Below are 25022 nucleotides of genomic sequence, written 5' to 3' on the forward strand. Positions count from 1 at the left end.
CAAACATTTAATTATGAAATAAAATTAAGAAATCCAATTTACTAAAAATAATGATACCATCCAATCTAAGATGTTTTTCACTACTAAAAACGACACCTTGGCCATTTAAAGGTTACGAGCTGCCCCGAAAGGTATTCAAAACACAACAAGCCCGGATGCTCCAAGATGCTACGCCTTTTGTAAGGAGCCACGCATCACTAAGCCAAAACAATCTATTTCCCGGTAAAAGAAAATATAGGATTATCACAAGAAAAATTAGCGAGGGAGGCTAGCTAATAAGGAGGGGGAATAATTTAAATCCGATTGCCAAAAGCTATGTGTCAGCCGCGCTTCGTAGCGCTATTAAATATATATTTTACTGTCGTAAGTCATTCCTATTCTTCCAGCTTCTCATCCTTCTTTAAGGGGGAATGATGTTCATGTACTATCCTCCAGCCGTTTTTAGTCTTAACAAATAACAATGAAATTTGATCATTGACCACGACAAGGTCTTCTTCGAATTTTAAATGGAAATCTGAGTGAAAAGTCATATTGGCCACTTGATCGTATACCGCAATTTTCATATCATTCATATCAAATTTCAATATTTCAGTAACCGAGCCAAATACATTCCTTTCAAATTCTTCATTTTCAGTCCCACCGTTTCGCAGTTCTCCTTTTTTAAATTCAGTAAACTTTGGGCTGTATGCATGAAAAGAGATGAGCCTGTCAAGATCGCCATCCTTTACACTTTGGGCAATACTATCCATGGTCAATTTAACCTCCTGCATTGCTTCTGAAAATTCATCGTTTATCAGGTCTATTGGCGTTTCTACAACTTTTTGTTCCTTTTCTTTACAGGAAATGAGTAATACTCCAAAAAGTATCAATAGCGTAAATAAGAGTTTTGATTTCATAATTCCACAGTTTACATATTACTAATCGTACAGTAAGTTATGGATTTTAAACGACTCTAAATTTCCCTATATGCTGGTTGTTAAGAATCATGTATAAACTGTTCATACCGAGGTGTACGTTGCGACATCTAAACCCAAATTTTGGTTTTGTTTGCCGTTGACCTTCCTGGTGATTCATATAAATGAAGCCAACCATATCTCCCACGTTTTATTTTTGCAATCAGTTTTTTTATGAAATCTTTTAATCTGGTTTATCCTTAACTAAGAAAGGCATACTTCCTTATGCCATCTTAAATAAACGCTACGTATAGGCTGTTAGCCCTGGGGTAAAAGAAAAGTGTTCTTATAAAAAACGTAATTATTGCAACGATACACTATGACGAGAAAGTTTCAAGAATCAATTATATAAAAATCCGAAAAATTGTTTAGCCCAAAATCCTAGAAGTAGTTCTACTTTTGTGTTATAAATAATAATGACGAAATTGGTTTAACTAAACCATTAACATATAGCAAATATGAATAAGTCCATAAAAATAATTTTGGTTGTAGCCGGCACTGTGCTATTAGGATATGGAATATATACCTTTATAGTACCAGAAACCGTAGTAAGTATAGGATCTTTAGACCTTATTAAAGCTCAAAATGACAACAAGGCCTATATTGCCATTGGCTTGGGACTGGTGATTCTCCTTTTAGGCTTATTTAAAAGCAAATAAAACGACAAGAAACCTGTAAATGGCAATTTAAAAGACATTGGGACACCTTTAAACATCCTTTTTTAGTATGTTTTGACCTAAAGGGAATTTATGAATACAAAAGAAAATACAACCCAAAGAGAAAAAAAGCCTTGGCCTACTAAAGCTGCCATGGAACAGGTCTATGAAATGAAACTTTGGGGTGGCAACAACGCTGATTTTTATTCAGGTGAAGGATCACATGATCCTGAAATAGTATTTCCATATTTAGCTGCTGTAACATCATTTTTAACCTCTTTTGAAAGTCCACTTACGGTCTGTGATTTAGGTTGTGGCGATTTTAATGTAGGAATAGAATTGGTACAACATACTAAAAAATATGTTGCACTAGATATCGTAGCAGACCTTATAGAATACAATAAAGAAAAATTTAAAGAAGAGAATTTAGAATTCCTTTGTTTGGATATTGCTGTAGCTGATTTGCCGTCTGGGGATTGTGCTATCATAAGACAGGTACTCCAACATTTATCGAATACCGAGGTACAAAGTATCGTGAATAAGTTAACTGCCTTTAAATATGTTATTTTAACAGAACATTTACCTGAAGGAGATTTTGTACCCAACAAAGAGATTATTTCAGGACAAGGAATTAGACTCAAAAAACAAAGCGGCATAAATCTATTAGCACCACCCTTTAATTTTAAGGTAAAAGAAGAGAAACAATTATTGTCTGTTACTTTAAAGGATGGTAAAGGAGTAATCGTAACTACCCTTTATACAACTTCTTAAGCTCCCCATTAATTGTCCCAAGGGGATATTCAACTATTTTTTCCCAGATGAATGTCTCATAAATATGATTTGGCAAACTTATATTTGTAACACACGTATAAAATAATCCGAATCACTGTACCAAACCTTCAGCTTTCCTTTTCATAAGTAAGCGCCCTTCATTGTCTAAATAATAGTTATCCGAGGCTAAAAAAGTTTCAAATCCAAGCTTATTATAAATTTGGAGTGCCGATGCGTTTTCCGGATGCACTGTTAAACAAATTTCCTTACAATGATTGGCCTCCAATAGGGTTATCAGCTCTTGCGTTAATTTCTTTCCGATCTGTCTTCCTCTAGCTGCTGGATGAACACCGACAGACAAAATCCAGCCCTGATTTGTGTTAGCCGTAAGATTCCCCAAAACATATCCTAAAACTTCATCCCCCTCTTGGGCTATTAAAAAATAATCCTCAGAAATATCAAAAAGCTGTCGTAAAACGAATAGCGGATAACTTCCATCCTTAAAACACAATGTTTCAATTTCATGGACTACTTTTAAATCTTCTAATGTTGCTTTTTTTATTCTAATCATGCCTTCTTTTTAGTCGTAGCTCCTATGGTTATCACGTGTAAAAAATCCCGGAAACTTATAGTAGGACTAGCAGTTCAGACCGATATTAAAGTATCCATAGTATTGAGAGGTACAAAGGTAAAAAAATGCAAAACTTACACAGGAAATCCCCCTCATAAATCTAGAATTAAAGTATCTTACTTTTGGCCTGATTCAGCATTCAAGAAATAATGGGCCCTGGCCCATACCTTAACAACTCTTTAAGCGATGAATGGCACCGTCTTACCATAGATAGCATGCCTACGTTCACAAAGAGCCCTAAGTTATCCCTAGGTATTTCAAAGTTGCGCTATAATTTTCAAATGAATCAGGTATCCCTAGCCAGAAAACCAATTTCGAAAGAGTATTTATCTATAATCCATTCTGTTATAGATTTTTGTAATTATTAAAAATAGAGTAAAAATGAGCTTATAAAACCCCTTCTCTTTCGAGGGAATCCTTTCACTCCCTTCACAAGATATCATCTGACTGATATATAGTTCTTTAGGAAAGATTTAACTTAAACAATAGGGTCCTAATGTTAAATTGTATTCTTTTATATTTTAATTTTGAGTCGACTTCAGCCAATAAAACTTATACCGGAAACTTTGTTCAATTTTAGGTATAAGTCCTGTTCATATTTGATTGACCAACAAATAATATTCAAATAACATTCACTATGTTAAACCCCATGGGTTTGATTAGTATTTACATAAAATCATTCTAAGATGAGAAAGAAGTTTTTTAATGCGAAATTTTATCGCAACGATGCAGCAACCGAAATGGTGGTAGAAGATGGAAAAATCATTCAGATCGGAACTAACTTGCCCAAGTGTGAAGAAGAAATCGACCTCAATGGAAAACTTGTTTTACCTCCTTATGTAGATCCCCATTTACATTTGGACTATGTATATACCGGACGTAATGACGGAGGGAAAATTAACTCAGGAACACTTTTCGAAGGTATTGCACGTTGGCATAATATCAAAAAATCACAAACGAAAGAAGATGCTAAAGAACGTGCATTGACTGCCATCCAGGAAGAGGTTTCTCAGGGTGTCCAATTTATCCGTACCCACATCGACGTGACAGACCCAAAACTTCTGGGGATGGAGGTGATGCTCGAACTGCGGGAAGAACTGAAGGATTTAGTAACCATCCAAATTGTATCTTTCCCTCAAGAAGGGATGTACGCCTATAAAGGCGGCTATGAACTGGTTGAAGAAGGCCTAAAGATGGGTGCCGATTGTGTAGGAGGCATTCCGCATTTCGAATGGGCCCGTGAAATCGGTGATAAATCTGTACACAGTATTGTAGAGCTTGCCCTAAAACATGACAAAATGATTGACGTGCACTGTGATGAAACGGATGATCCCATGTCGCGTTTTGTCGAACTACTCAATGCCTTGGTGATGATAGAAGGTATTGGTCCTAAAACAGCTGCCAGTCATACATGTTCCTTTGGCAGTGTTGACAATGCCTATGCTTTTCGCATGATGGGTTTATTTAAGGCCAGCGGTATCAACTTTATTTCATGCCCTACAGAAAATGCCTATCTACAGGGGCGTCAAGATACTTATCCCAAGCGTCGTGGACTGACCCGAGTAAAAGAATTTCTACAAGAAGGTATCAATGTATGCTTTGCACAAGACTCCATCAATGATCCTTGGTATCCACTAGGTAATGGAAATATGATGAATATCCTAGACAACGGTATTCACTTAACTCAGGTTGCTTCATTCGCAGAATTAGAAACCGCTTTCAATTTGATAACTTATAACGGTGCTAAAACGATGATGCTAGAAGATCAATATGGTTTAGATGTAGGCAAACCGGCCAACTTTATAGTGGTCAACGAATTTTCGGTTTTTGAAGCTATTCGTAAAAGAGTAGAAGTATTGGCATCTGTACGAAAAGGCGAATTCTTATTCCGCCGAAGAGAACCGGAATATGAAATTCCTTTAATCCTTTAAATTTGTTTCCGTGATTTTCAATATCATAAAAGCATCCAAAAAGGACTGTTATCAACCACGATAACAGTCCTTTTTTAGTTTAGATACCCCTCCCTTCTTCGCTACTACCCATTAATTCCTCAAAAAAATGGGGTAAATGAACCCTTCCCTAGAAATGGAAATGGTTATTCTGAGCAGAACGGTGTGTATGAGGGGCTGTGCGAACCGTACTTCCTTTAGGGTATATTCAAAATATCACGTATTAATTTTTCATAAACACTTGCATACTGTATCATTCCATAATCGTTGGGGTGGATATAATCTACAAACATATCATCTACAAACCCCAGGTCCTCTTTTGTCAAGAGGTATACCTTGGTAAAACCCGCTGCTTTTAAGCTGTCAAAAGCCCTGCCCAATTCCTTATTCAAGATTTTGGTCTTACTACTATTATTTCTGTTCGTAAAACTGTTGGCATATCCTAGGTGTGCCGTCAATATAACGGGAACATCTGGCCTTATAGCTTTTAACTTCTTCACGGCTTCCATAGCTAGGCTATAGGTATCGTCCCTATCCGGACTCAGGTTTGGCAAACAGTCTAAAATATATACGCTAGCATCAATTTCTGTCATTAAATCTACCAGTGCTGGTTCCAATCTGCCATTTCCAGAAAACCCAAGATTAACCACCGGCACTCCTAATTTCCGTTCTACAATATTTGTCCATGCCATCCCGGGCCGGGAAGCACAGGCGCCCTGACAAATAGAAGTACCGTAGGCCACAATGGCTTTCTCTTTTCTTAGGGGCAAGGGCTCAAGAATAAATGTTTCATCAACCCCTATTTCTAAGGTCTCTACCTCATTGTACAAGGGTAAAAACAATTGAAATTCCCTTCCCTTCTTCATATCGGATTGGGCATCTCCATCTACTTTAAAGGTATAACTGCTTATGCCATCGATATGGTAGCCCCCCCAAGCACGAAACCATTCCCCATCACTAATCTTCCCATATAAATCTAAGCCGCTTACTCCCGTTGCCGGCATATGTGGCATGGCTACGCTTCCTTTTAGTTTGTATTTTACTTGAATGCTATTGGCATTGGACCGGAACCGGATGGACAAGCCTGCTGACTGCTTTGATAATTCCCATACGGCCTTTCTTAGCTTTTCTTCCGACCTCTCTGGCAGTCGGTGGTACACAGATCTTACTTCCTTAGCCCAAGCCTGACCTGCAATAACAGGAAACTCGTTATTAGCAGGGTTCCACCACTTTAGTTCAGTTTTCTCTTGTGCAAAAGAAATATGAGCCACAAAAAGCAGCAGCGATAGTAGGTGTATTTTCTTCATAATTTTATGTTGTGTTTTAAGTGTCCAAATGTGCTCTCCTTTGGTTTTGTAATTCAGTATTCCCTGGAATATGACAATAACTGCTCTTATATTTTAATGCAGCGCGAATTATCGTTTCAGATTTGCTTGTAAGGCTTGTTTTAGTTCCTGTACCACAGCGGACTGTTGATCGGCTATATTTTTGGTTTCTCCTTCTGCAGTGGTATGGTCGTACAGTTCTACAAAACCATCCTTATGAAATATCATACGGTGTGTTTTGGTTCTTATAGAGCTAACATCATTGAAATACGAGATTGCAAAACCACCTGCAGTTGTCGGTTCTTCCAATATGTTCCTAAGGGATACTCCCTGTACAAACTCAGGCATGGCAACGCCCGTTAAATCACATAGGGTGGGAAAGACATCAAGTGTCTGCACGATGGCCTTGGTATTTTCGCCTGCTTGGGACATACCGGGGTAATGGATGACCATAGGAGAATGCAATGACTCTTCGAACAAGCTGTGTTTTCCCCAAATAGCATGTTCTCCCAAGTGATACCCATGGTCTCCCCATAGCACCACTATGGTATTTTTATCGGCTCCGGTACGTTTTAATTCGGCCAGAATTTTTCCTACCTGGGCATCGGCATAACTCACGGCAGCCGCATAATGCCTCCGTATTTCATCGGCAAAATCCGTATCGATATTGGGATCCTTGCCCCATAAATTGTATTGGTTAAATTCTCCGGAGGCATGCCAAGTGGTTCTTCCTACTGGTTTTTGAGGATGTTGTGTCTCCGGAAGGGCTACCTCTTTGTATTGCTCTAAATACGATTTTGGCGCTCCAAACGGCAGGTGCGGCTTTATAATTCCTACAGCCATAAAAAAAGGCTTGTCACTATCTGTGGCAAGTTCTCTTAATTGTGCCAAGGCTTCATTGGTAATAGCCCCATCGGGATAAATGGCATCATTGCCTTCTACGGCCTGAAAAACGGCCATGTCCTTGGCATTTTTACGGATTTCCCCATGTGCCAATCCATGCATGGCCCCCCGCGGATGTTCCCATTGGGCCACGGGCATCAGCTGTTTGTCCCAGGCCGCTGGCATTTCAATGATGGTACTATCGTTCCAATTAGCACCGCCCCTACCGCCAGGGTGATGCGATACCTTGCCCACAGACACCGTGGTATAGCCCTGTGTCCTAAACCACTCGGGCATACTAGGTGCCACCTTATCCTTGCCTTGTGCTATTTTATCGGCCCGCATAAAAAGGGCATTATTACTAGAAGGCCCGTACAAACCTGTTAATAAGGTGTAACGAGAAGGTCCGCAACTAGGCGCATTTACATAGTGGTTCTGAAAAGAGACACCCTTTTGTGCCAAGGCGTCCATATGGGGAGAATGAATATAATTTGCTCCAAAACTTTTTAGCTCAGGACGCAGATCGTCTACACAAATCAACAAAACATTGGGTTTTTGCACGCGTTCTGGTTCTTGGCAAGCCGTCATCGATAACACCCCTAAAACGATCCCAAAAATAGGTAGTAATATTTTCTTAATTAGCATTAATATTTATTTATATGAGTAATATAGTATTCTTTATGGTTATGAAAACTATTCGCATTTCAATGGAACCTACAACCTTTTTATTCTAATCCATAAATATAAGTATTGTAAGTAAAGGACAAAGGATCGCTACATCAATCTACATGGAGCTAGATAATCCAAATAATCAGGGGCACGCCCTTATCAAGGCCTACAATTATTTTTTGCGTTAGGGATGGCGGCGGCATCCCCGCAGCGTAGCAAGGGATATAGCCAAGAGCCCGCCCGACGAAGGAGGGAACGCCCAAAGCACCATGCTTATACCTATTAGAATGTTAAAAATTTTACCTCAGCAGTACGACCTGCTAAACCCGTACTTTCCGATTGTGCTCCATAGTATAAAAAGGCCGATGGCGATTAAAAATCCCACGTTCATTATTATCTTGGAAATACATCTGCCTTATAAGCTTGTTCCTGTGCACTATCCTTACTTTCTTCGGAACAGTCGTGCTATCGTCACCCCTATTTCATCAAGTTTCTCTAGGGGCTCTGTAAGGGCCGGGTTCATCAAGTCTATTGGGGTGGTATCGGCAACACCCGCTTGTTTGGGATAGATAAGAATAAAGCTATTGTCCCGAAAATATTTATTTAAATACCCCGGTATTTTTTCCATACTACTCTGATATGATGGCTTATCCTTTCGGCTCATCACAATGATCAAATTATCGTCTTTATGAAAATCCTTTGCTAGGATTAAAAATTCGTCCCAATCGTCAAACTGGTTGAATTCGCATTCAAGGGGATGCTTTACATGTATTTCCTTTATATATTTTAAGGTTGCCTCTGTGGCGTAAAACACCAGTTTTGCTCCGGAATTACGAGATATATTCCACACTTTAACCAACCAAAAAGCAAAGCCCATTTCTTTTTCTGCTTTCTCTGGCACCAGAATAATATTTCTTTTAATGGTACCAAATGGCTGGGTAGGTTTATAGATCAGTGTGGTAGTATTACACTTGGTCAGAATCCCCTCTGTCAAATTTCCCAAGAAAGAATCTGAGATCCCTTTTTTAATATGGAGGCCCAAAATTAAATCGGTGATCTTATGTTCTTTTACCACGCTGGTTATTCCGTTTACTATATTAAGGTCGTAGCGCAGCAATTGGTGCAGGTTGTTATCTGTTGCCGATGCTGTCACTGCCGCTTTGTTCAATATTTTCCTAGCATTTTTTTCTGCCGCCCCATCGGTAGTATTGTTGTTAATAATACTCAGGGCATACAAACTTTCCTTGCTTTTTTTAGACTGTATGGTCACCCCTAAATTGATCAGCTCATCCGTGGTTTCGGTATTGCTTATTGGGATAAGGATATTTTCATAATCGTCGGCATCGTCTATATTGGTATCCGAAACTTCTAAAAGGGCCATATTCTTAGCTCCTTTTTGTGCCACAAAAGAGGCATGGGTACAGGTAAATAAGATCATTAAAATGGTCCCGTTTAAAACGCTTTCACTCAGCAGCCTAATAGGCTCCCCATCGGCGGTTTCCCCAACAATAATATTATACCCTATTAATACGGCCGCCAAGGTTGCTGCCGCTTGCGCATTGCTCAAGCCAAAAATCAACCTTCTTTCGTCATTCGATAATCGATAGGTTTTTTGGGTCAGCCAGGCGGCAATAAATTTCGCAGAAGTAGCCACTACAATCATTATCCCCGCTACTTTAAGGGTTTCCCAGTCTTTAAAAAACACCCGGTAATCTATGAGCATTCCTACTCCTATTAGGAAGAAGGGTATAAAAATGGCATTCCCCACAAAGTCTATCCTATTCATCAAGGGAGAGGTATGTGGAATTAGCCTATTAAGGGCCAGGCCTGTTAAAAAGGCCCCTATAATCGCTTCTATGCCGGCTAATTGGGCCAGCACGGCTCCTAAGAATACCATTACCAGCACAAATATATATTGTGCCACATTATCGTCGAACCGCTTAAAAAACCAACTGCCTATGATTGGAAAAATAAACATTACTATAAGTCCAAATACCAGAATAGAAACCGTTAATCGTACCCAAAAGGCAGTATTTACCTCTCCGGCAGACATGCCTACGATTACCGCCAGCACCAATAAAGCTAAGGTATCGGTGATCATTGTTCCGCCTACGGTAAGATTCACCGCTCTGTTCTTAGCGACTCCCAATTTACTGATCAGTGGGTAGGCAATTAAGGTATGGGAAGCGAACATACTGGCCAACAAAATAGCGCTGGGCAATGAAAATTGTAACATATAAATACCTGTTAGCGTCCCCAAAACCATAGGAATCAAAAAAGTATATGCCCCAAAGACCAGGCTTTTTTTACTGTTTTTTTTAAAATCGCCCAGATCAATTTCCAATCCGGCAAGGAACATAATATACAGCAGTCCGGCCGTCCCCGAAAGAATAATACTGCTATCGCGTTCCATCAGAAAAAAGCCATTGGGCCCAATAACGGCACCGGCAATAATAAGTCCCAAAAGCGGGGGGATTTTTAATTTGTTCAGAAGGATGGGGGCAAATAATATAATGACCAGGATAAGGAGAAATTTCAATACCGGATCTGTTAGCGGCAAGCTGGGATCAAAGCTGGTTAAAAATAACATATAGCGTGATTTAGTAATTAATATAGCGCAATTCTCCGTCCTTTAGGGAACAAACTGCTGCCTTACTTTTTTTCTATTCCTCTTTATTTCCTTTGTAAGACCATCGTAATTGCCGGGCAATATACGTGAATTATGGACTGATTTATTTTTTTTAAGAAAACATAAACAGCCTCCGTTACCGACTCATTGTCAGCCCCTTAAGAATCCTAAAAAGTAAAAACATTAAGTTTTAATCGAAAATCATCTCCAGATCCCTATTAGCTTTTTTTCTTTGGGCGTTCCCTCCTTCGTCGGGCGGGCTCTTGGCTATATCCCTTGCTACGCTGCGGGGATGCCGCCGCCATCCCTAACGCGGAACTTCTTTCTATTGAGACCGTATCTGTTCCCGCTTCCTATTACTTCTATCAACTTTTAATATTGCGACCAATAATTAAGCCCAATACAAAGAGGCGTTCCTTTGCATTGGGCTTAAAAGTAAGAATAAAACCAGACGCCTTATTTTGTCTCCGCCGCCTTTATTTTTACTTCTTCCAACATATGGTCTAGAGCAGTTCTATCATAATGAATCCCTTTAGCAACAACGGCATGTATACTTTGTGTATTTTTAATATCCTTTATCGGGTTATCATTTAGCAACACTATATCTGCTTTTTTGCCTGTGGCTATTTCCCCATAATTATTTTTATGCAGGAAGTCTGGTGAATTTATGACCGATGCTTGTAGCGCCTCCAAGGGTGTTAGGCCATAGTGCACCAATAGGGCCAATTCCTGGTGGATTCCTATTCCAGGGAAATTGAAAGAATTTAGGTATCCGGCATCTGTACCGGCCATAATCTTAACACCTGCCTTTTGTAAAAGGGGTAAAATAGATGCCGATTTCTCAAACACCTCGTGTCTTTTTGCTATAGCAGCCGCATCGTCCTGTGCTGCCCTATTTACACGCCATTCGTAAGTACGTTGCAATCCTTCGCCTATATACTGCAGGTAAGGATCGTTTTTATGATCGTTTTGATCTAGAAATACTACGGTATGGCTACTGTTTAGGGTTGGGGTAACGGCCACACCTTTTTTGGCCATTTCTCTATAGGTACGCATTGCAGCGGCCGTATCAAAATTCTCAAGGATATACTCGTTAACGGCACGACCTCTAATTTCGCCTTTTTCAATACTCTTTGCTAAACTCGCTTCATCTTTTACACCGGCTCTCCATGCGTAATAGATGTGCTCCACACCACTCAATCCGGCATCCATCACCTCTTGCAAGGTCAGTACCCCAGGAGAATGCCCTGTAATTTCCCAACCTCTTTTACGCACCTCTTTTAAGGCTTCTAAATAAAGTTGTGGACTAAGGGTGTTGTCGGTGATTTTCACAAAATCGACTTTCAATGTTTCTAAAGAATCCAGGGCCTGGAACAATTCTGAACTAGATCCTATTTCCAGATCCCCTGGCCAAATAGAATTGATGCCTTCTATTTTTGGACCAGAAGTAAATATAGTAGGCCCGTTTAGACTGCCCTCGTTAATGGCTTCACGCCATTCAATAACCTTGTCACTAATATCACCGGCACAATCCCGTACGGTAGTAACCCCATGCGCCAAATACAAGGGCAGTAGGTTTTTATTTTCTTCTACAATATTATCGCCTCCAAAATGCACGTGCATATCCCATAGTCCGGGCATGGCAAAACGATTTCCCCCATCGATGAGCTCGCTGGTTTTATAGTGCTTAACTTTCTTATTGGGAATTACAGCAAGGATCTGTTCGTCTTGAATTACAATAGCTCGGTCCTTTTGTATTTTTCCGGTTTGGATATCCATCACCTTTACGGAATGAATAATAAGATCTACGGCTTTATCTTGTGCCCTTGCGAAAGCAGCTGCGATAAGAAGTAAAAAAGTACTTAAAATAGTTTTCATATGTAATGTTTAGATGGTTATTTTCTTAGGTTGATCACCAATGCGATGGCGACAAAAATGGCTCCGAGCACACATACGCCGGTCCAATGCCAATAGGTCCATGCCATGGCACCCATCAAGGAACCTATAGAACCACCGGCAAAGGAAGCAGAGATATAAATGGTATTTAGCCTACTCCTTGCTTCGGGCACTAGGGCAAAAACTTTTGACTGATTGGATACATGGGTCACTTGCAGACCGATATCGAGCAATACCACCCCAAGGATTAACCCTAATAAGGAGGTTGCCGAGAAATCCATCACTACGAAAGCCAGAAAAACGGCAAAAATGCCAATCCTTATAGCGAATTGGGCTCCTTTTTTATCAATCCATTTCCCTGCCATCGGGGCTGCTAAAGCACCACAAGTACCAATAAGACCAAATAGCCCCACCATATCGCTTTCATAAAAGAACGGCTTGCCTTCTAGTAAAAAAACCAAGGTCGTCCAGAAAATACTAAAGGCCCCAAACATAAAGAATCCGGTTACTGCCGCTGTTCTCAACACCGGGAGTTCTTTTATATACCCCAGCATGGAACGCATTAGTCCGCCATAGCTACCCAAAAATTCGGGTTCATTTTTTGGGAGTTTCCAATATAACAAGGCCATGAGCAATATCATTACCAAGGTCCCAAAATAAAATACAGTGCGCCAACCAAAGGCAGCTCCCATAAATCCGCTCAGTGTTCTAGATAATAAAATCCCTACCAGGAGTCCGCTCATCACCTGTCCCAGTACTTTCCCCCTATTCTTATCATTGGCTAGACTTGCAGCCATGGGCAGTAACAATTGAGGAACGGCAGAAAAGAACCCTATATATAAACTAGCGGCAAGGAGTACGTAAAAATTACCGGCCATTGCTGCCGCAAAAAGGGCTAGAGCGGCACCAACGAGTTTTATTAGAATAAGTTTCTTGCGCTCCACTTTATCGCCTAGAGGAACAACAAAAAACAAACCAAGGGTATAGCCAACCTGGGTGATGGTAGCGATCCAACTTACCCGTTGTTCGCTTACGCCAAAAGTCTCGGCGATTTGGATAAGCAAAGGTTGATTATAATATATATTGGCCACCACTACCCCACAGGTAACTGCCATCAGTAAAATTAACATCCCGCTCAGATTACTGCTAGATGCCGAAGCATCTATCTGTGCTACTTTTTGCATTTGGAAAAATTTGCGCCAAAATTACAGATGTTTCCCTTGAATGAATGGTACTCACTATGGCAGTGAAGGTACTATCACCTACTGTTCCCTAAATTCTACTGGAGTAAGGTCGGTATATTTTTTAAAGAAGCGCGAAAAATAAGAGGTATCCTTAAATCCTAAGTCATAGGCTATTCCTTTAACATCCGTATCGGTCAATGCAAGCAGGCGTTTTGCTTCTAGCAGTAGCCTTTCCCTAATATGATCCCCAGCAGATTGGTTGGTCATCGCACTACAGACCTGGGTCAAATAACTAGCGTTCACATGAAGTTGGTCGGCATAAAACCCTACACTGTGCTGTTCGGTATAATGCTCTTCTAGCTGTATTAGAAAACGGTTAAGGATATGATTTTTTGCCGAATGCTGATCCCCGGGGTAGGCGCTGGTATGCCATCCCTGTAAAAGATGCAAAACAATTTGCAGCCTATGTTGAATTATACTGGCCGATGTCTCGTGTTTAAAGGCTTGCAATTCATGCAGCAATTGTGCGTTTTGAGCTTCAGTGAGTTCCAAAAAAGAATTGGACCGGGGCGAAAATAAAGGCCATAGATGTCCGTCTGAAAGCAAAATCTTATTGCTGAACATCAGTTGCCACCCAAAGGTGTCGGCAGACATTTTCCATTCGTGGGCCTGTCCCGGGGATAGGAAAAAAACAACCTTCTCCTTTACTTCCAGGGGCCTAAAATCTATAGTATGGGTGCCGCTGCCTTTGGTGATGAGAAGGATCATAAAAAAATCGTGCTTGTGTGCAGCCTCTATCACGGGCATATTAATGGGCCGATGGTGAATAATATTAAATGCTTCCTTATCAAAGGAAAGGTTTACAATATCACTCATACCAAGAATCGGTAGCCCCATAGGTACAAAGATAACGTATCGCCCTTAATTTTAAAGGGAAATAAAGCTGGGCATTATGAAGGTATGACGGGGGAAAGTACCTTCGAAAATATTGGTCTGTCCGTGAAAATTGACACGCGATAAAAAATTAGGAAAGTTGCCCCTTATCCTACAAATTAAACTTCTTAAAAAATTTGTTTTTCCTTACAAAGGTAGTAAACTCATGAAAAAATATTTTTTTTTGGAATCTTCCTTGTAAATTACTGTTTTTACTTACCTACACTCTATATAGGTAAGCATTAGCCCCTTAGAAATTTTTACATAAAAGCTTTGTAATCCTAAATAGGACTAAAAAGTCCCATTTTTTTATTTGTATGATTGCCTCGACATAAATACTATACTTTTTATAGAATAAAAATCCTACTTTTGAGAAAATATTATAATGAAAAAGTAAACCTATCCTTATCTATTATGACAAAAATTGTAATCATCGATGACGAATTTATCGCCCGTTCATTGTTGACAAATATGTTGGAAGAATATTTTCCGGAAAACTACACCATTGTGGGGTCTTATTCTTCTGTAAAAGATGGGGTAAAGGCTATTCAGGAATTTGACGCCGATTTAGTTTTTTTGGACATACAAATGCCCGAAGAATTTGGCTTTGAACTTTTTAAATACTTTTCAAAAATTAATTTCCAAGTAATTTTTGTTACTGCCTATAACCAGTATGCCATAAAGGCCTTCCGTTGTAGCGCTTTAGATTATCTGTTAAAGCCTATCGATACGGATATCTTTCGCGAAGCCATCCACAAATATTTAAAAAACAGACCTACAAAAGGCTCTCAAGGAGAGCAGATGAAGGTATTATTGGAACACCTAGAAAAGGAAAAGAACACCAATCATCACCACAGAATAGCATTCTATACCTGCAACGGCGTAGAATGCATCCATACCAAGGATATTATATACTGTGAATCGGACGGGAATTACACTACGATTCAAATGATCAAAGAAAATAGGGTTCTGGTTACCAAATCCTTAAAATCCGTAGAAGAATTACTTCCCAAAACCTTGTTCAAAAGAGTCCATAAATCTTTTCTGATTAAAATGGATGCCGTAAAACGCTATAATAAATTTGATAAACTTGCAGAGTTAACGGACAATTTCACTATTCCAGTAGCACATAGAAAAGAAGCCGAATTTTTAAAAGAACTGTTTGGAAAAGATTAACCTTATATTCTTCCTTTTATTCCAATGGGTATGTTTAGCACAAACATATCCTTCTATTCATTATTCGGCCGAAGGGGAACTACCAAATAATACGGTACGGGCGCTATTTTTAGACAGTCAGGATATCCTTTGGATTGCTACTAACAATGGGGTGGCAAAAAAACAAAACAATAATTTCAGCTATTTTTTTACCGAAGACGGCTTGGCCATGAACAGTACTTGGGCCATAGCACAAGACAACCAGGACAATATGTGGTTTGGTAGCTATGGCGGCGGCATCAGCAGATTCGATGGCAAAAACTTTACGACCTATAGCAAAAAAGATGGTCTTATCCACGATGAAATAACCAAAATGCTCCATATTAATGGTTTTCTCTATGTGGGAACGAGCGATGGTATTTCTATCATAGATATCAAAACCATGGCCATACATTCTAAAACCCTGGAAAACTCCGATCAATTATTCAGAATCAGTGAATTCTTTGTTTATAAAGACCAAGTGTATGCTGTTTCTTATAGGTCGGGGACCTATAAAATTGAATTGAACAATGACCATATGTCCATGACGCTGGTTAACGATCAGCAATTTCTTTATGGCGCCCATATCGAAAACGATTCCATATTCCTGAGCAACAAAGGTTTTTTTCAAAAACACCATCTTCTAGACTTTCTATCTCCTGCGAATCATCCCGACCCTAGAGCTTTGGGAACTTCTGTTATTTGGGGTTACCAGAAAACAAAAAAAAACCGACTATTTGCTGCCGCTTGGGGCATGTATGAAAATACTGGTGGGGTGTATGAAATAGTGAACGATTCTATGGTATCCATGACTGCTAAAATGGGCATAGAAAGTCAAAAAATTACCACCTTTGCTTATGATCCAGACCTGGAGAAACTCTATGTAGGAACTTTAAACAATGGTTTTTATGAAATTGAGTTAAATGAATCGGTTCTTTTTCATCCCAAAGAAAATGAAACTGTGTTGGGTTTTGCCCATACTGACCAAAGTAGGGCGATATTATATAATGATAAATTAGAGATTGACACCAAGACTATAACGCCCCAGGAATTAAAAAAATGGTCTCAACAATACGTTGCAACCCACAGCAATAAGCTTCCCAAGTACGAAGACTTTTTTTATGAGTTAAAATATGACACTAAAGCAACCGACATTAAACTATATTCCATTAAGAACCATCTGACAGATTATTGGATCAATACTTCTATAGGAATCTACCGTTTTGATAAACAGGGCGTTTTTTTAGCCTATCTCCCCTTACATACCTTAGAGTTTAACTTTAGCCCAGACAACCAACTTATAGAAACCCACCCCTATCATTCCTTGCGAATTTACTCCAATCTAGCCCCTTTAGAATACACCTATTATTCTGAAGAAGATGTCCATACCCCCACCTCAGTGGTAGGTTCTTATAGAAACGAACACAAAACCTATTTGCTTTCCGTGTTCCATGGTCTTTTTAGCTATGAAAAAAGATTCCGGTCTTATTATAAGGACGGCCTTTGGAATGAAAAAAATTTAAGACACATCACAGCAGTTGGGAATAATTTGGCGATATCCAATGAAGAAGGAGACGTCTATATCGTAGAAGATGGAAAGGAAGATTTTAAGGTTATAGAAAAAATACCACGGGCGAAAATTCATGGAAACAACATTACTTTTTTAAAGAGCTACGGGAATAATATATTGATAGGAACAGAAAAAGGATTGAACATTATCAATCATGGAAGTTTAATCTTTTTAGACCATGAACAGGGACTAAAACCACCCTTACTTTCTGCCGAAGTCATAAATAACAAGTTATATGTTGGAAGCAAAAACGGATTTTATTCTGTTCTTCTTGATAGGTTTACGCACATGAACTCCTCAATCACCAATGTTTACCCTACAACCTTAAAGGTCCGCGATAGTAGTTATAAGCTCACGGCCAACAAAACTCTCGAAAAATTCCTTTTTGATCACGACCAGAATTCTATTCGAATAACCTTTAAAACCAATAAGCACCCCTACCCCAATAAATTACGGTATCAATACAGGCTGCACCCATCTGAAGCATGGAGCAGCCCTTCTACAGAACCAGAATTGTTTTTTCCTTATTTGGAGCCTAACACTTACAATATAGCTGTTAAAATCACCGATGCAAGTACCGGTTTCCATACGGAAAAAGCCCTGCTAGGATTTGAAATATCGCCTCCTTATTATAAAAAATGGTGGTTTACATGCCTTCTTGCCTTGTTTTTTATAGGGGTGATTATAGCCTATTTTAAAAATGAAATCCGAAAAAACAATCGTTTTGAACACCAAAAAAGTCTGTTTCAAAAAAGGGTAGAAGAAACTAAAATGGAAGCCCTATTGGCACAGATGAATCCTCATTTTATTTTTAACACCTTAAATTCCATTCAACATTATATAGCTAGTAATGACAAAGAGAAGGCCATCCGATACCTTGGTAAGTTTTCGCAATTAATCCGTACAAATTTGGACAACTCTAGCCTTCCTTTTATTAGTTTGGAAGATGAGTTGGAGTATTTGACTAACTATATTGAAATAGAAAATATTCGGTATCAAAAGCGGGTTAAGGTTTCCATTACTGTTGACGATTCCGTAGACCTGTACGCCACAAAAATACCAACTATGATCTTGCAGCCGTTCGTAGAAAATGTTTTTGTACACGCTTTTCCAGAACGGATAAAAAATCCTACCCTCACCCTGTCGTTTCAGTATACCGATACTAAACTATTAAAATGTAGGGTTAAGGACAACGGTATAGGCAAGCAAAGTAAAAGAGCCACGCCCCTACACACCTCCAAAGGACTGGCTTTGGTAAAGGAACGTTTAAAATTATTAGGTTATGATGTAGATGCGACCCTTAACCTGATCTATACCAATAGCGGGACTGAAGTAACCGTAATCCTAGACCCAGAGCGTTAATCCAAAAAAAACTGACGTTTATATATTAGGACTTTTTAAGAGTAGAATGATCTTTAAATTACGTTCAAATCTTAAAATTACATCATTATGGCAACCTATAAATGTGTGTCCTGTGGTATTACCAGAAACGACTCTTTAATTTCAAAATTTACTACGCCTCCGATATGTGTGATTACCCATCATACTGCAGCGATGACCTCTCATTCCTGGGCTAAAATTGCGAATGAAGATTATTACTAATACAACTACAAATCTATAGTCCATTAGAGAACGACAGCATACCCTTTTATTATGCTCCACCAGATTAATCCGTTTTCATGGCTGCATCATTTTAGCACTTCAACCAACTTAAAAGTTATCAAGTCTTTTGTGATTTTTACAAGTCGATAGCTCCCAAAAATTCAGTTCACACTTATAATCAATAAGCTTCCCGTAAGAATTGCAAATGGCGAGAGTAGCCTTATAATCGTTGGTTTTAATACTGCCGCACATTTTAGTGCATACTGATGGTGCATTTTTCAAGGCACAAAGTACAACACTATAGAAGTTACTACCATTATACCCCCGAAGATTTTAAACGCGATGGGGAAATCTGACATATCTGCGTACACGATCATAGCAATTGCCGGCAGCAATCGTATACTGATCTCGGTATAATGTATCAGATTTGTACTTGCGGCTTTCTTTATGATTTTCCTGGTATTTATAGGAGCTAAAACCATCAAAAAACCAACCCCTATTAGGAATATCCCAAAAAATATTATTGTCCATTTTGCCAGGATCATCTTTTCCGCTTTCTTTCTTAAATATAATGAATAAGAAATCATAAAGATGTTTTCCCTTTGTTATAGATTTCGAATTACAAGTATTTCTAGTGTTTTTTTTGCCCAATTAACTTTCTTCTCACCAGCTTTTTGGGATAGATTCCTTTGCCTCTTTTCCTAATTGGCATATTACATCAACCCTCCTATGTTACGCGTTAGGGACCGCGGCGGCATCCCCGTAGCGGAGCAAGGGATATAGCCAAGGGCACGCCCGCCGAAGGAGGGAACGCCCAAAAGAGTATCCCAATAGGCCATAGAAATTCCCATGGCCATAGCTTCCTTAAAAGATTCCACCCCTAATTGCCCTTTCTATTATTAAACATCAGCATCTAACACAACACCTCATAATTTCCCCGAAAAGGAGCACGCTTTTCTCAAATAAATCCCATAACTTTAATTACCCCTGGCTTGTAAACAGCGTTTTTATGTATTCCATCGTCGATATAGAAACTACTAGCAACGGTATCCAAGGCAATAAGATTACGGAAATTTCTATTTTCAAGTTTGATGGCCGTGAAATCATCGAAGAATTTACCTCCTTGGTGAATCCGCAATGCCCGATCGCTACTTTTATCACTGGGTTAACTGGTATTGATAACGATATGGTTCGCCATGCTCCTAAGCTAGAGGACATCGCTACAAGGATTTTGGAAATTACACAAGACACTATTTTCGTTGCCCATAATGTCAATTTTGATTATCGTGTCATAAAACACGAGTTTGAGACCATCGGTATTCCTTTCTCCCGAAGAAAACTATGTACCGTACGACTTTCCAGAAAATTAATTCCAGGGTATAATTCCTATAGTCTAGGAAAACTATGCTCTTCACTAAACATCCCCCTAACCAACAGGCATAGGGCCCGGGGCGATGCCCATGCCACGGTACTCTTATTGCAACATTTACTACAGACCAAGAATGCCGAAACGGTATTTGATACCTTCTTAAATGCACGATCTCAGCAAGCCACCCTACCCCCCTCCTTGCCCATGGAGGTTTTTGAAAAACTCCCCAATTTGCCGGGGGTCTATTATTTTAAAAACAACCAGGGCGAAATTATATATATCGGCAAAGCCATTGATATAAAAAAAAGGGTCCTAGGTCATTTTTACAATAAGGCGAACAAAGAAATCCGTTTGTGCCAAGAAACACATGATATCGGATTTGAATTATCGGGTAACGAATTAATTGCGCTTTTAATGGAATCTGCCGCCATTAAGAAACATTTCCCAAAATACAATAGAAGCCAAAAAAACAACGCTCAAGAATACGGTATTTTTACCTATGAAGATAGAAATGGAATATTTCATTTGGCCTATAATAGGCTTAAATTAATCCCCAATCCATTGCTTAGCTTTCCCCATATCACGGAGTGTAGGTTGTTTTTAGAACAACTCTGCCAAGACTTTGAGCTCTGTCCCAAATATTGCCATTTGCAAGAAAACACCAGTAGTTGTTCGCATTACAAAATTAGCAGTTGTGCGGGCATCTGTAAAGGAGAGGAATCTATTTCTGAATACAACAAAAAGGTCAAAGACGCCATTGTTGGAATAACATCTAACCTTCAAAATATTTGCATTAAGGAGAAAGGCAGGCATGCCGATGAGGAAGCATTTATCCTAATTTCCAACGGCTTGTATAAGGGCTATGGCTTTGTTCCAAAAGACCATTCGGTGCAGACTATTGAAGAATTGAATCCTTATATCGCCCCTCAAAAAGACAATAGGGATATTAAAAACATCATTGCTACCTACTTACGGAAATACCCTTCTAAAAACATTATTTAAGAACAGCCTTGGTACAGGAATAAAAAAGTTCGGACCAATCGCGGCCTTATTTTTTCTTGTCACCGTACATTAATAACAGTACTACAGTTACCAATCCGACACATACGGCACCGAAAATAGCGATCATTATTATTCCGTTTCCCCAATTTACCAGTGGCAAGTAATTTACTATCATAGCGATCCTTCTAAAAAATTATAACCGCTAAAATATCGACAAGGCCATCAAAAAAATATGACAAATATCATTTTTCCAATAAAATCAGGAATCATGGTCTCTAAGGTCCTTGCTAGTGTTTTAATCTGCTGACACATATCGTTATTTACGATTCACCTGCCAAACCAGCTCCTTTTCATTGCTTGGTACCGACTGTTCTTAACAGCAACCCGATTTTTAGTGTTACAACAATATACCGCAAAAAAAACCCTCCAATTTTGATTAAAAAGGAGGGGTCTTGGACGTTCAGTCCTTTATAATGACATGGTGTCCTTATGGGGATTAGCCCCTATACTATTGATCAGTATTTACAAGCTTGTTGGGCACACATATTCGGTGACAGCTACCCCTGCTTTTTTAATTGCGGCAAAGCCACCCCCAACATCGATTAGGTTATGGATACCCCTGCTTTTTAATATGGAAGCTGCAATTACCGATCTATAACCACCAGCGCAATGTACGTAGAAGGTCTCTTCTTTGGGAAACTGTCCCATATGGTTATTTAAGAAATCTAAAGGCGTATTGTCGGCATCAATAACATGTTCTGACAAATATTCTGTTTCTTTTCGCACGTCGAAAACCGGAATATTTTTATCGGATAATGTTTCTTTAAGTTCTTCTGCAGGATAGGACGTAATGGTATCATAATCTCTACCCGAAGTTTTCCAAGCCTCAAAACTCCCTTTTAAGTACCCAATAGTACCATCGAAACCTACACGGGAGAGTCTAATTAAAGCCTCTTCTTCCCTTCCCTCCGGGGCTACCAATAAAATCGTTTGGTTTACATCGGCTATTAAAGCTCCTACCCATGGTGCAAACCCACCGTCTAGGCCAATAAAAATAGAACGAGGCACATAGCCTTTTACAAATTCGCTTTGGTGGCGTACATCCAAAATCACCGCATCGGTAGCATTGGCTGCCTCTTCAAATTCTTCTGGTGTAAGTGCTGTGGTTCCTCTTTCGAGCACTTCGGCTATATCTTCATACCCTTCTTTGTTCATTTGAACGTTTAATGGGAAGTATTTTGGAGGAGGCAACAATCCATCGGTTACCTCTTTTACAAACTCTTCCTTGGTCATATCTGCTCTCAGGGCATAGTTCATTTTTTTCTGGTTCCCCAAGGTATCCACTGTTTCTTTCATCATGTTCTTCCCGCATGCAGATCCTGCACCATGTGCGGGGTACACGATAACATCATCTGACAGTGTCATTATTTTATTTCTAAGGCTGTCAAATAAGATCCCAGCCAAATCTTCCTGGGTCATATCAGCAGCTTTCTGGGCCAAATCTGGTCTCCCTACATCTCCTAAGAACAAGGTGTCTCCCGAAAATATGGCATGGTCCTTCCCGTTTTTATCTTTCAATAAATAGGTAGTACTTTCCATAGTATGCCCAGGGGTATGCAATACTTTTATAGTAATATCGCCTAAAGGAAATTCCTGTCCATCGGTAGCAATTATTGCATCAAAAGACGGATTTGCCAAGGGCCCAAAAACTATAGGTGCACCGGTTTCCTTGGATAGGGTTACATGGCCGCTGACAAAATCGGCATGAAAATGAGTTTCAAAAATATACTTTACAACTGCCTTATCTGTTTTTACCCTTTCTAAATATGGTGTTATTTCCCGTAATGGATCTATGATAGCCACCTCTCCTTTACTTTCTATGTAATAGGCGCCTTGTGCTAAACAACCCGTATATATTTGTTCTATATTCATACTATTAACTTTTAATATTTATACTCAGGAATCATATCCCTAAAAAAATCTCTATTTATTTTCTGTACCCCAAAATTACAGCTTCTTTATTACTCTATAAGTAACTTTAGTTGCTTAGGTTTTGGTGTGCTACTCTTGCCCATAAGGAAGGCCCGGAATTAGGATCATCATGATAGGCCACTGCCTCTTTGATGGTAATGAAAAGATTTTCTTTTCCCAAATAATCGATCAGACCACTTCGGAATATAATATCCCTTGTCGGACCGATAGCCCCTGCTATATACAAGTGAAGGTTCTTTTTTTGCATTTCTTCCAAAACACTCATCAGCATATTGGAGGCAGAATCGTCTATATAATTAATGGCTTCGGCATTTAATATCACTGCTCTTAGCGGTTCGCCTTTTGCTTGGATATATTTTAGCAACTTACTTTTAAAGTATACCGAATTGCCAAAATATAGTTGGGCATCGAAGCGTACGATCAACAGGTCTTCGCGAATGATCACATCCTCTCCAAAACGGTTTATATTTTTATAATAATCAGAATCTTTCAGCTTCCCCAAAACTGCAAAATGGGGTTTAGAGGTCCTATACACCATCAATAATAAAGAAAGGAGCGTCCCTATCAGGATACCTTCGACGATCCCCATGGACAGGGTAAAGAAAAAGGTAATTAGCAGCACCATAAATTCATCTTTTCGGGCCTTCCACAGACTTTTAGGGTAGCTTACATCTATAAGGCTAAAAACAGAAACCATTATAATAGACCCTAGGGCAGCATTGGGCAAATGATAAAACAAGGGGGTAAGATACAAAAGGGTCAGGGCTACCATGGCCACGGAAATTATAGACGCTATGGTCGTTTTTGCTCCTGCCTCATAATTTATCGCCGATCTAGAAAAGCTAGAGGTCACCGGATAGGCCTGGAAAAAAGACCCTACTATATTGGAGGTCCCCAAGGCTACCAATTCTTGGTTTGGCTCTATGGTTTCTAACTTGGCTTTTTCCTCTAGGGCTTTCCCTATGGATATAGTCTCTAAATAGCCCACCAAAGCCAAGGTTAAAGCTATGGGCCAAATATCATTAATCAGAGCCATATCAATCATTGGAAATTGGAAGGAAGGAAAACCAGAAGGCACCTTGCCTACCACCTCCACGCCATAGGCTTCGAGCTCAAAATAATATACCGATAATATACTGGCAACGACCACTAATAAAATGGCCGGGAATTTTTTAAACCACTTTTTAAATAGTACTATGGTAAATATCCCCACCATCCCAATGGCCAAATCGTAAAAATTAGTTTCGGGTATTTTTTCAAAGGCATGGAGCACCAATTCGTGGAATTTACTGCTATTTTCCATCTTTAATCCCAGCAAATGCTTTATCTGGCTAAAAATTATAATCAAGGCCGCGGCAGAAGTAAAGCCGCTAATGACGGGTCTGGACATAAAATTGACTAAAAACCCCATCCTAAAAAGTCCCAAGACAAGCTGAAACGCTCCTACCATAAAAGATAATAGTAAGGCTGTTGCAATATAATTCTCTATTCCAACAATGGCCAGGGTTCCCAATCCTGCCCCTACCAACAAAGAATCCATGGCCACAGGGCCGACGGCTACATTCCTAGAAGTGCCTAAAAAAGCATATACAAGCGCTGGCAATAAGGATGCGTAAAGCCCATAAACGGGCGGAAGGCCCGCAATCATGGCATAGGCCATTCCCTGTGGAATTAGGATTACCCCTACGGTAAACCCCGCCACAACATCGTTTCCAAATTTCTGCTTATTGTATTTGGGAAGCCACTCCAAAAAAGGTAAAAACCTGTTCATTCCCCAAAATTAGCATTTAATCCTTAAAGCAAAACCACTATCCC

At 39.5% G+C, this 25022-nt stretch carries 18 protein-coding genes; 7 read left to right on the plus strand and 11 right to left on the minus strand.

Annotation, left to right across the window (positions count from 1 at the left end):
* Nucleotides 1-374 precede the first annotated feature (374 nt).
* Nucleotides 375-896 carry a YybH family protein gene (locus HCG49_RS15595; protein ID WP_168470456.1) on the minus strand — a complete coding sequence of 174 codons (522 nt, stop codon included), beginning with the start codon at nucleotides 894-896 and terminating at the stop codon, nucleotides 375-377.
* 515 nt (nucleotides 897-1411) lie between these two features.
* On the opposite strand from HCG49_RS15595, the gene HCG49_RS15600 reads away from it, so the two are divergent.
* Both HCG49_RS15600 and HCG49_RS15605 read left to right on the plus strand, forming a co-directional pair.
* On the plus strand, nucleotides 1412-1612 hold the full coding sequence (locus HCG49_RS15600; protein ID WP_168470457.1) for a hypothetical protein: 201 nt from the start codon (nucleotides 1412-1414) through the stop codon (nucleotides 1610-1612).
* A 90-nt stretch (nucleotides 1613-1702) separates the two neighbouring features.
* Nucleotides 1703-2380, plus strand: coding sequence for a class I SAM-dependent methyltransferase (locus tag HCG49_RS15605; protein WP_168470458.1), 678 nt, complete (start codon nucleotides 1703-1705; stop codon nucleotides 2378-2380).
* Nucleotides 2381-2492: 112 nt separating this feature from the next.
* Here HCG49_RS15605 and HCG49_RS15610 read toward each other — a convergent pair whose 3' ends face one another.
* Nucleotides 2493-2951: a GNAT family N-acetyltransferase gene (locus HCG49_RS15610; protein WP_168470459.1), complete on the minus strand. Its 459-nt coding sequence runs from the start codon at nucleotides 2949-2951 to the stop codon at nucleotides 2493-2495.
* Nucleotides 2952-3697: 746 nt separating this feature from the next.
* On the opposite strand from HCG49_RS15610, the gene HCG49_RS15615 reads away from it, so the two are divergent.
* On the plus strand, nucleotides 3698-4942 hold the full coding sequence (locus HCG49_RS15615; protein ID WP_168470460.1) for an amidohydrolase family protein: 1245 nt from the start codon (nucleotides 3698-3700) through the stop codon (nucleotides 4940-4942).
* 215 nt (nucleotides 4943-5157) lie between these two features.
* Here the strand turns inward: HCG49_RS15615 and HCG49_RS15620 are convergent, their stop codons facing one another.
* The 6 genes from HCG49_RS15620 to HCG49_RS15645 all read right to left on the minus strand — a co-directional run bounded on the left by HCG49_RS15620 (nucleotide 5158) and on the right by HCG49_RS15645 (nucleotide 14421).
* The gene (locus tag HCG49_RS15620; protein ID WP_168470461.1) at nucleotides 5158-6267 is read right to left on the minus strand and encodes an SGNH/GDSL hydrolase family protein; all 1110 of its coding nucleotides are present in this window, start codon (nucleotides 6265-6267) and stop codon (nucleotides 5158-5160) included.
* 108 nt (nucleotides 6268-6375) lie between these two features.
* On the minus strand, nucleotides 6376-7812 hold the full coding sequence (locus HCG49_RS15625) for a sulfatase (RefSeq protein ID WP_168470462.1): 1437 nt from the start codon (nucleotides 7810-7812) through the stop codon (nucleotides 6376-6378).
* Between the two features lie 466 nt (nucleotides 7813-8278).
* Nucleotides 8279-10426, minus strand: a complete 2148-nt coding sequence (locus HCG49_RS15630; protein ID WP_168470463.1) for a cation:proton antiporter — start codon at nucleotides 10424-10426, stop codon at nucleotides 8279-8281.
* Nucleotides 10427-10921: 495 nt separating this feature from the next.
* Nucleotides 10922-12343 carry an amidohydrolase family protein gene (locus HCG49_RS15635; RefSeq protein ID WP_168470464.1) on the minus strand — a complete coding sequence of 474 codons (1422 nt, stop codon included), beginning with the start codon at nucleotides 12341-12343 and terminating at the stop codon, nucleotides 10922-10924.
* Between the two features lie 17 nt (nucleotides 12344-12360).
* Complete coding sequence (locus HCG49_RS15640) at nucleotides 12361-13545, minus strand: MFS transporter (protein WP_205764420.1); 1185 nt, start codon at nucleotides 13543-13545, stop codon at nucleotides 12361-12363.
* A 78-nt stretch (nucleotides 13546-13623) separates the two neighbouring features.
* Entirely contained in the window at nucleotides 13624-14421 is a 798-nt protein-coding gene (locus HCG49_RS15645) for a helix-turn-helix domain-containing protein (RefSeq protein WP_168470465.1), read from the minus strand.
* Between the two features lie 426 nt (nucleotides 14422-14847).
* On the opposite strand from HCG49_RS15645, the gene HCG49_RS15650 reads away from it, so the two are divergent.
* From HCG49_RS15650 to HCG49_RS15665, 4 genes are all read left to right on the plus strand, one after another.
* Nucleotides 14848-15654, plus strand: coding sequence for a LytR/AlgR family response regulator transcription factor (locus HCG49_RS15650; protein ID WP_168470466.1), 807 nt, complete (start codon nucleotides 14848-14850; stop codon nucleotides 15652-15654).
* Nucleotides 15641-18604, plus strand: coding sequence for a histidine kinase (locus HCG49_RS15655; protein ID WP_168470467.1), 2964 nt, complete (start codon nucleotides 15641-15643; stop codon nucleotides 18602-18604). Before HCG49_RS15650 ends, HCG49_RS15655 begins: the two co-directional genes overlap by 14 nt.
* A gap of 87 nt (nucleotides 18605-18691) precedes the next feature.
* Nucleotides 18692-18844 carry a hypothetical protein gene (locus HCG49_RS15660; protein ID WP_168470468.1) on the plus strand — a complete coding sequence of 51 codons (153 nt, stop codon included), beginning with the start codon at nucleotides 18692-18694 and terminating at the stop codon, nucleotides 18842-18844.
* A 1009-nt stretch (nucleotides 18845-19853) separates the two neighbouring features.
* A complete protein-coding gene (locus HCG49_RS15665) occupies nucleotides 19854-21215 on the plus strand; it encodes an exonuclease domain-containing protein (RefSeq protein ID WP_168470469.1) in 1362 nt (453 codons plus the stop codon).
* Nucleotides 21216-21261: 46 nt separating this feature from the next.
* On the opposite strand, the gene HCG49_RS18700 is transcribed toward HCG49_RS15665, so the two are convergent.
* The 3 genes from HCG49_RS18700 to HCG49_RS15675 form a co-directional block, all read right to left on the minus strand.
* Nucleotides 21262-21390, minus strand: coding sequence for a hypothetical protein (locus HCG49_RS18700; protein WP_262482966.1), 129 nt, complete (start codon nucleotides 21388-21390; stop codon nucleotides 21262-21264).
* 347 nt (nucleotides 21391-21737) lie between these two features.
* A complete protein-coding gene (locus HCG49_RS15670; RefSeq protein ID WP_168470470.1) occupies nucleotides 21738-23147 on the minus strand; it encodes an MBL fold metallo-hydrolase in 1410 nt (469 codons plus the stop codon).
* A gap of 106 nt (nucleotides 23148-23253) precedes the next feature.
* Nucleotides 23254-24978 (minus strand): SulP family inorganic anion transporter, encoded by a 1725-nt coding sequence (locus tag HCG49_RS15675; protein WP_168470471.1) that lies wholly within the window; start codon nucleotides 24976-24978, stop codon nucleotides 23254-23256.
* Between the last annotated feature and the right edge of the window lie 44 nt (nucleotides 24979-25022).

This window comes from Arenibacter sp. 6A1, assembly GCF_012272855.1.
Lineage (GTDB): Bacteria > Bacteroidota > Bacteroidia > Flavobacteriales > Flavobacteriaceae > Arenibacter.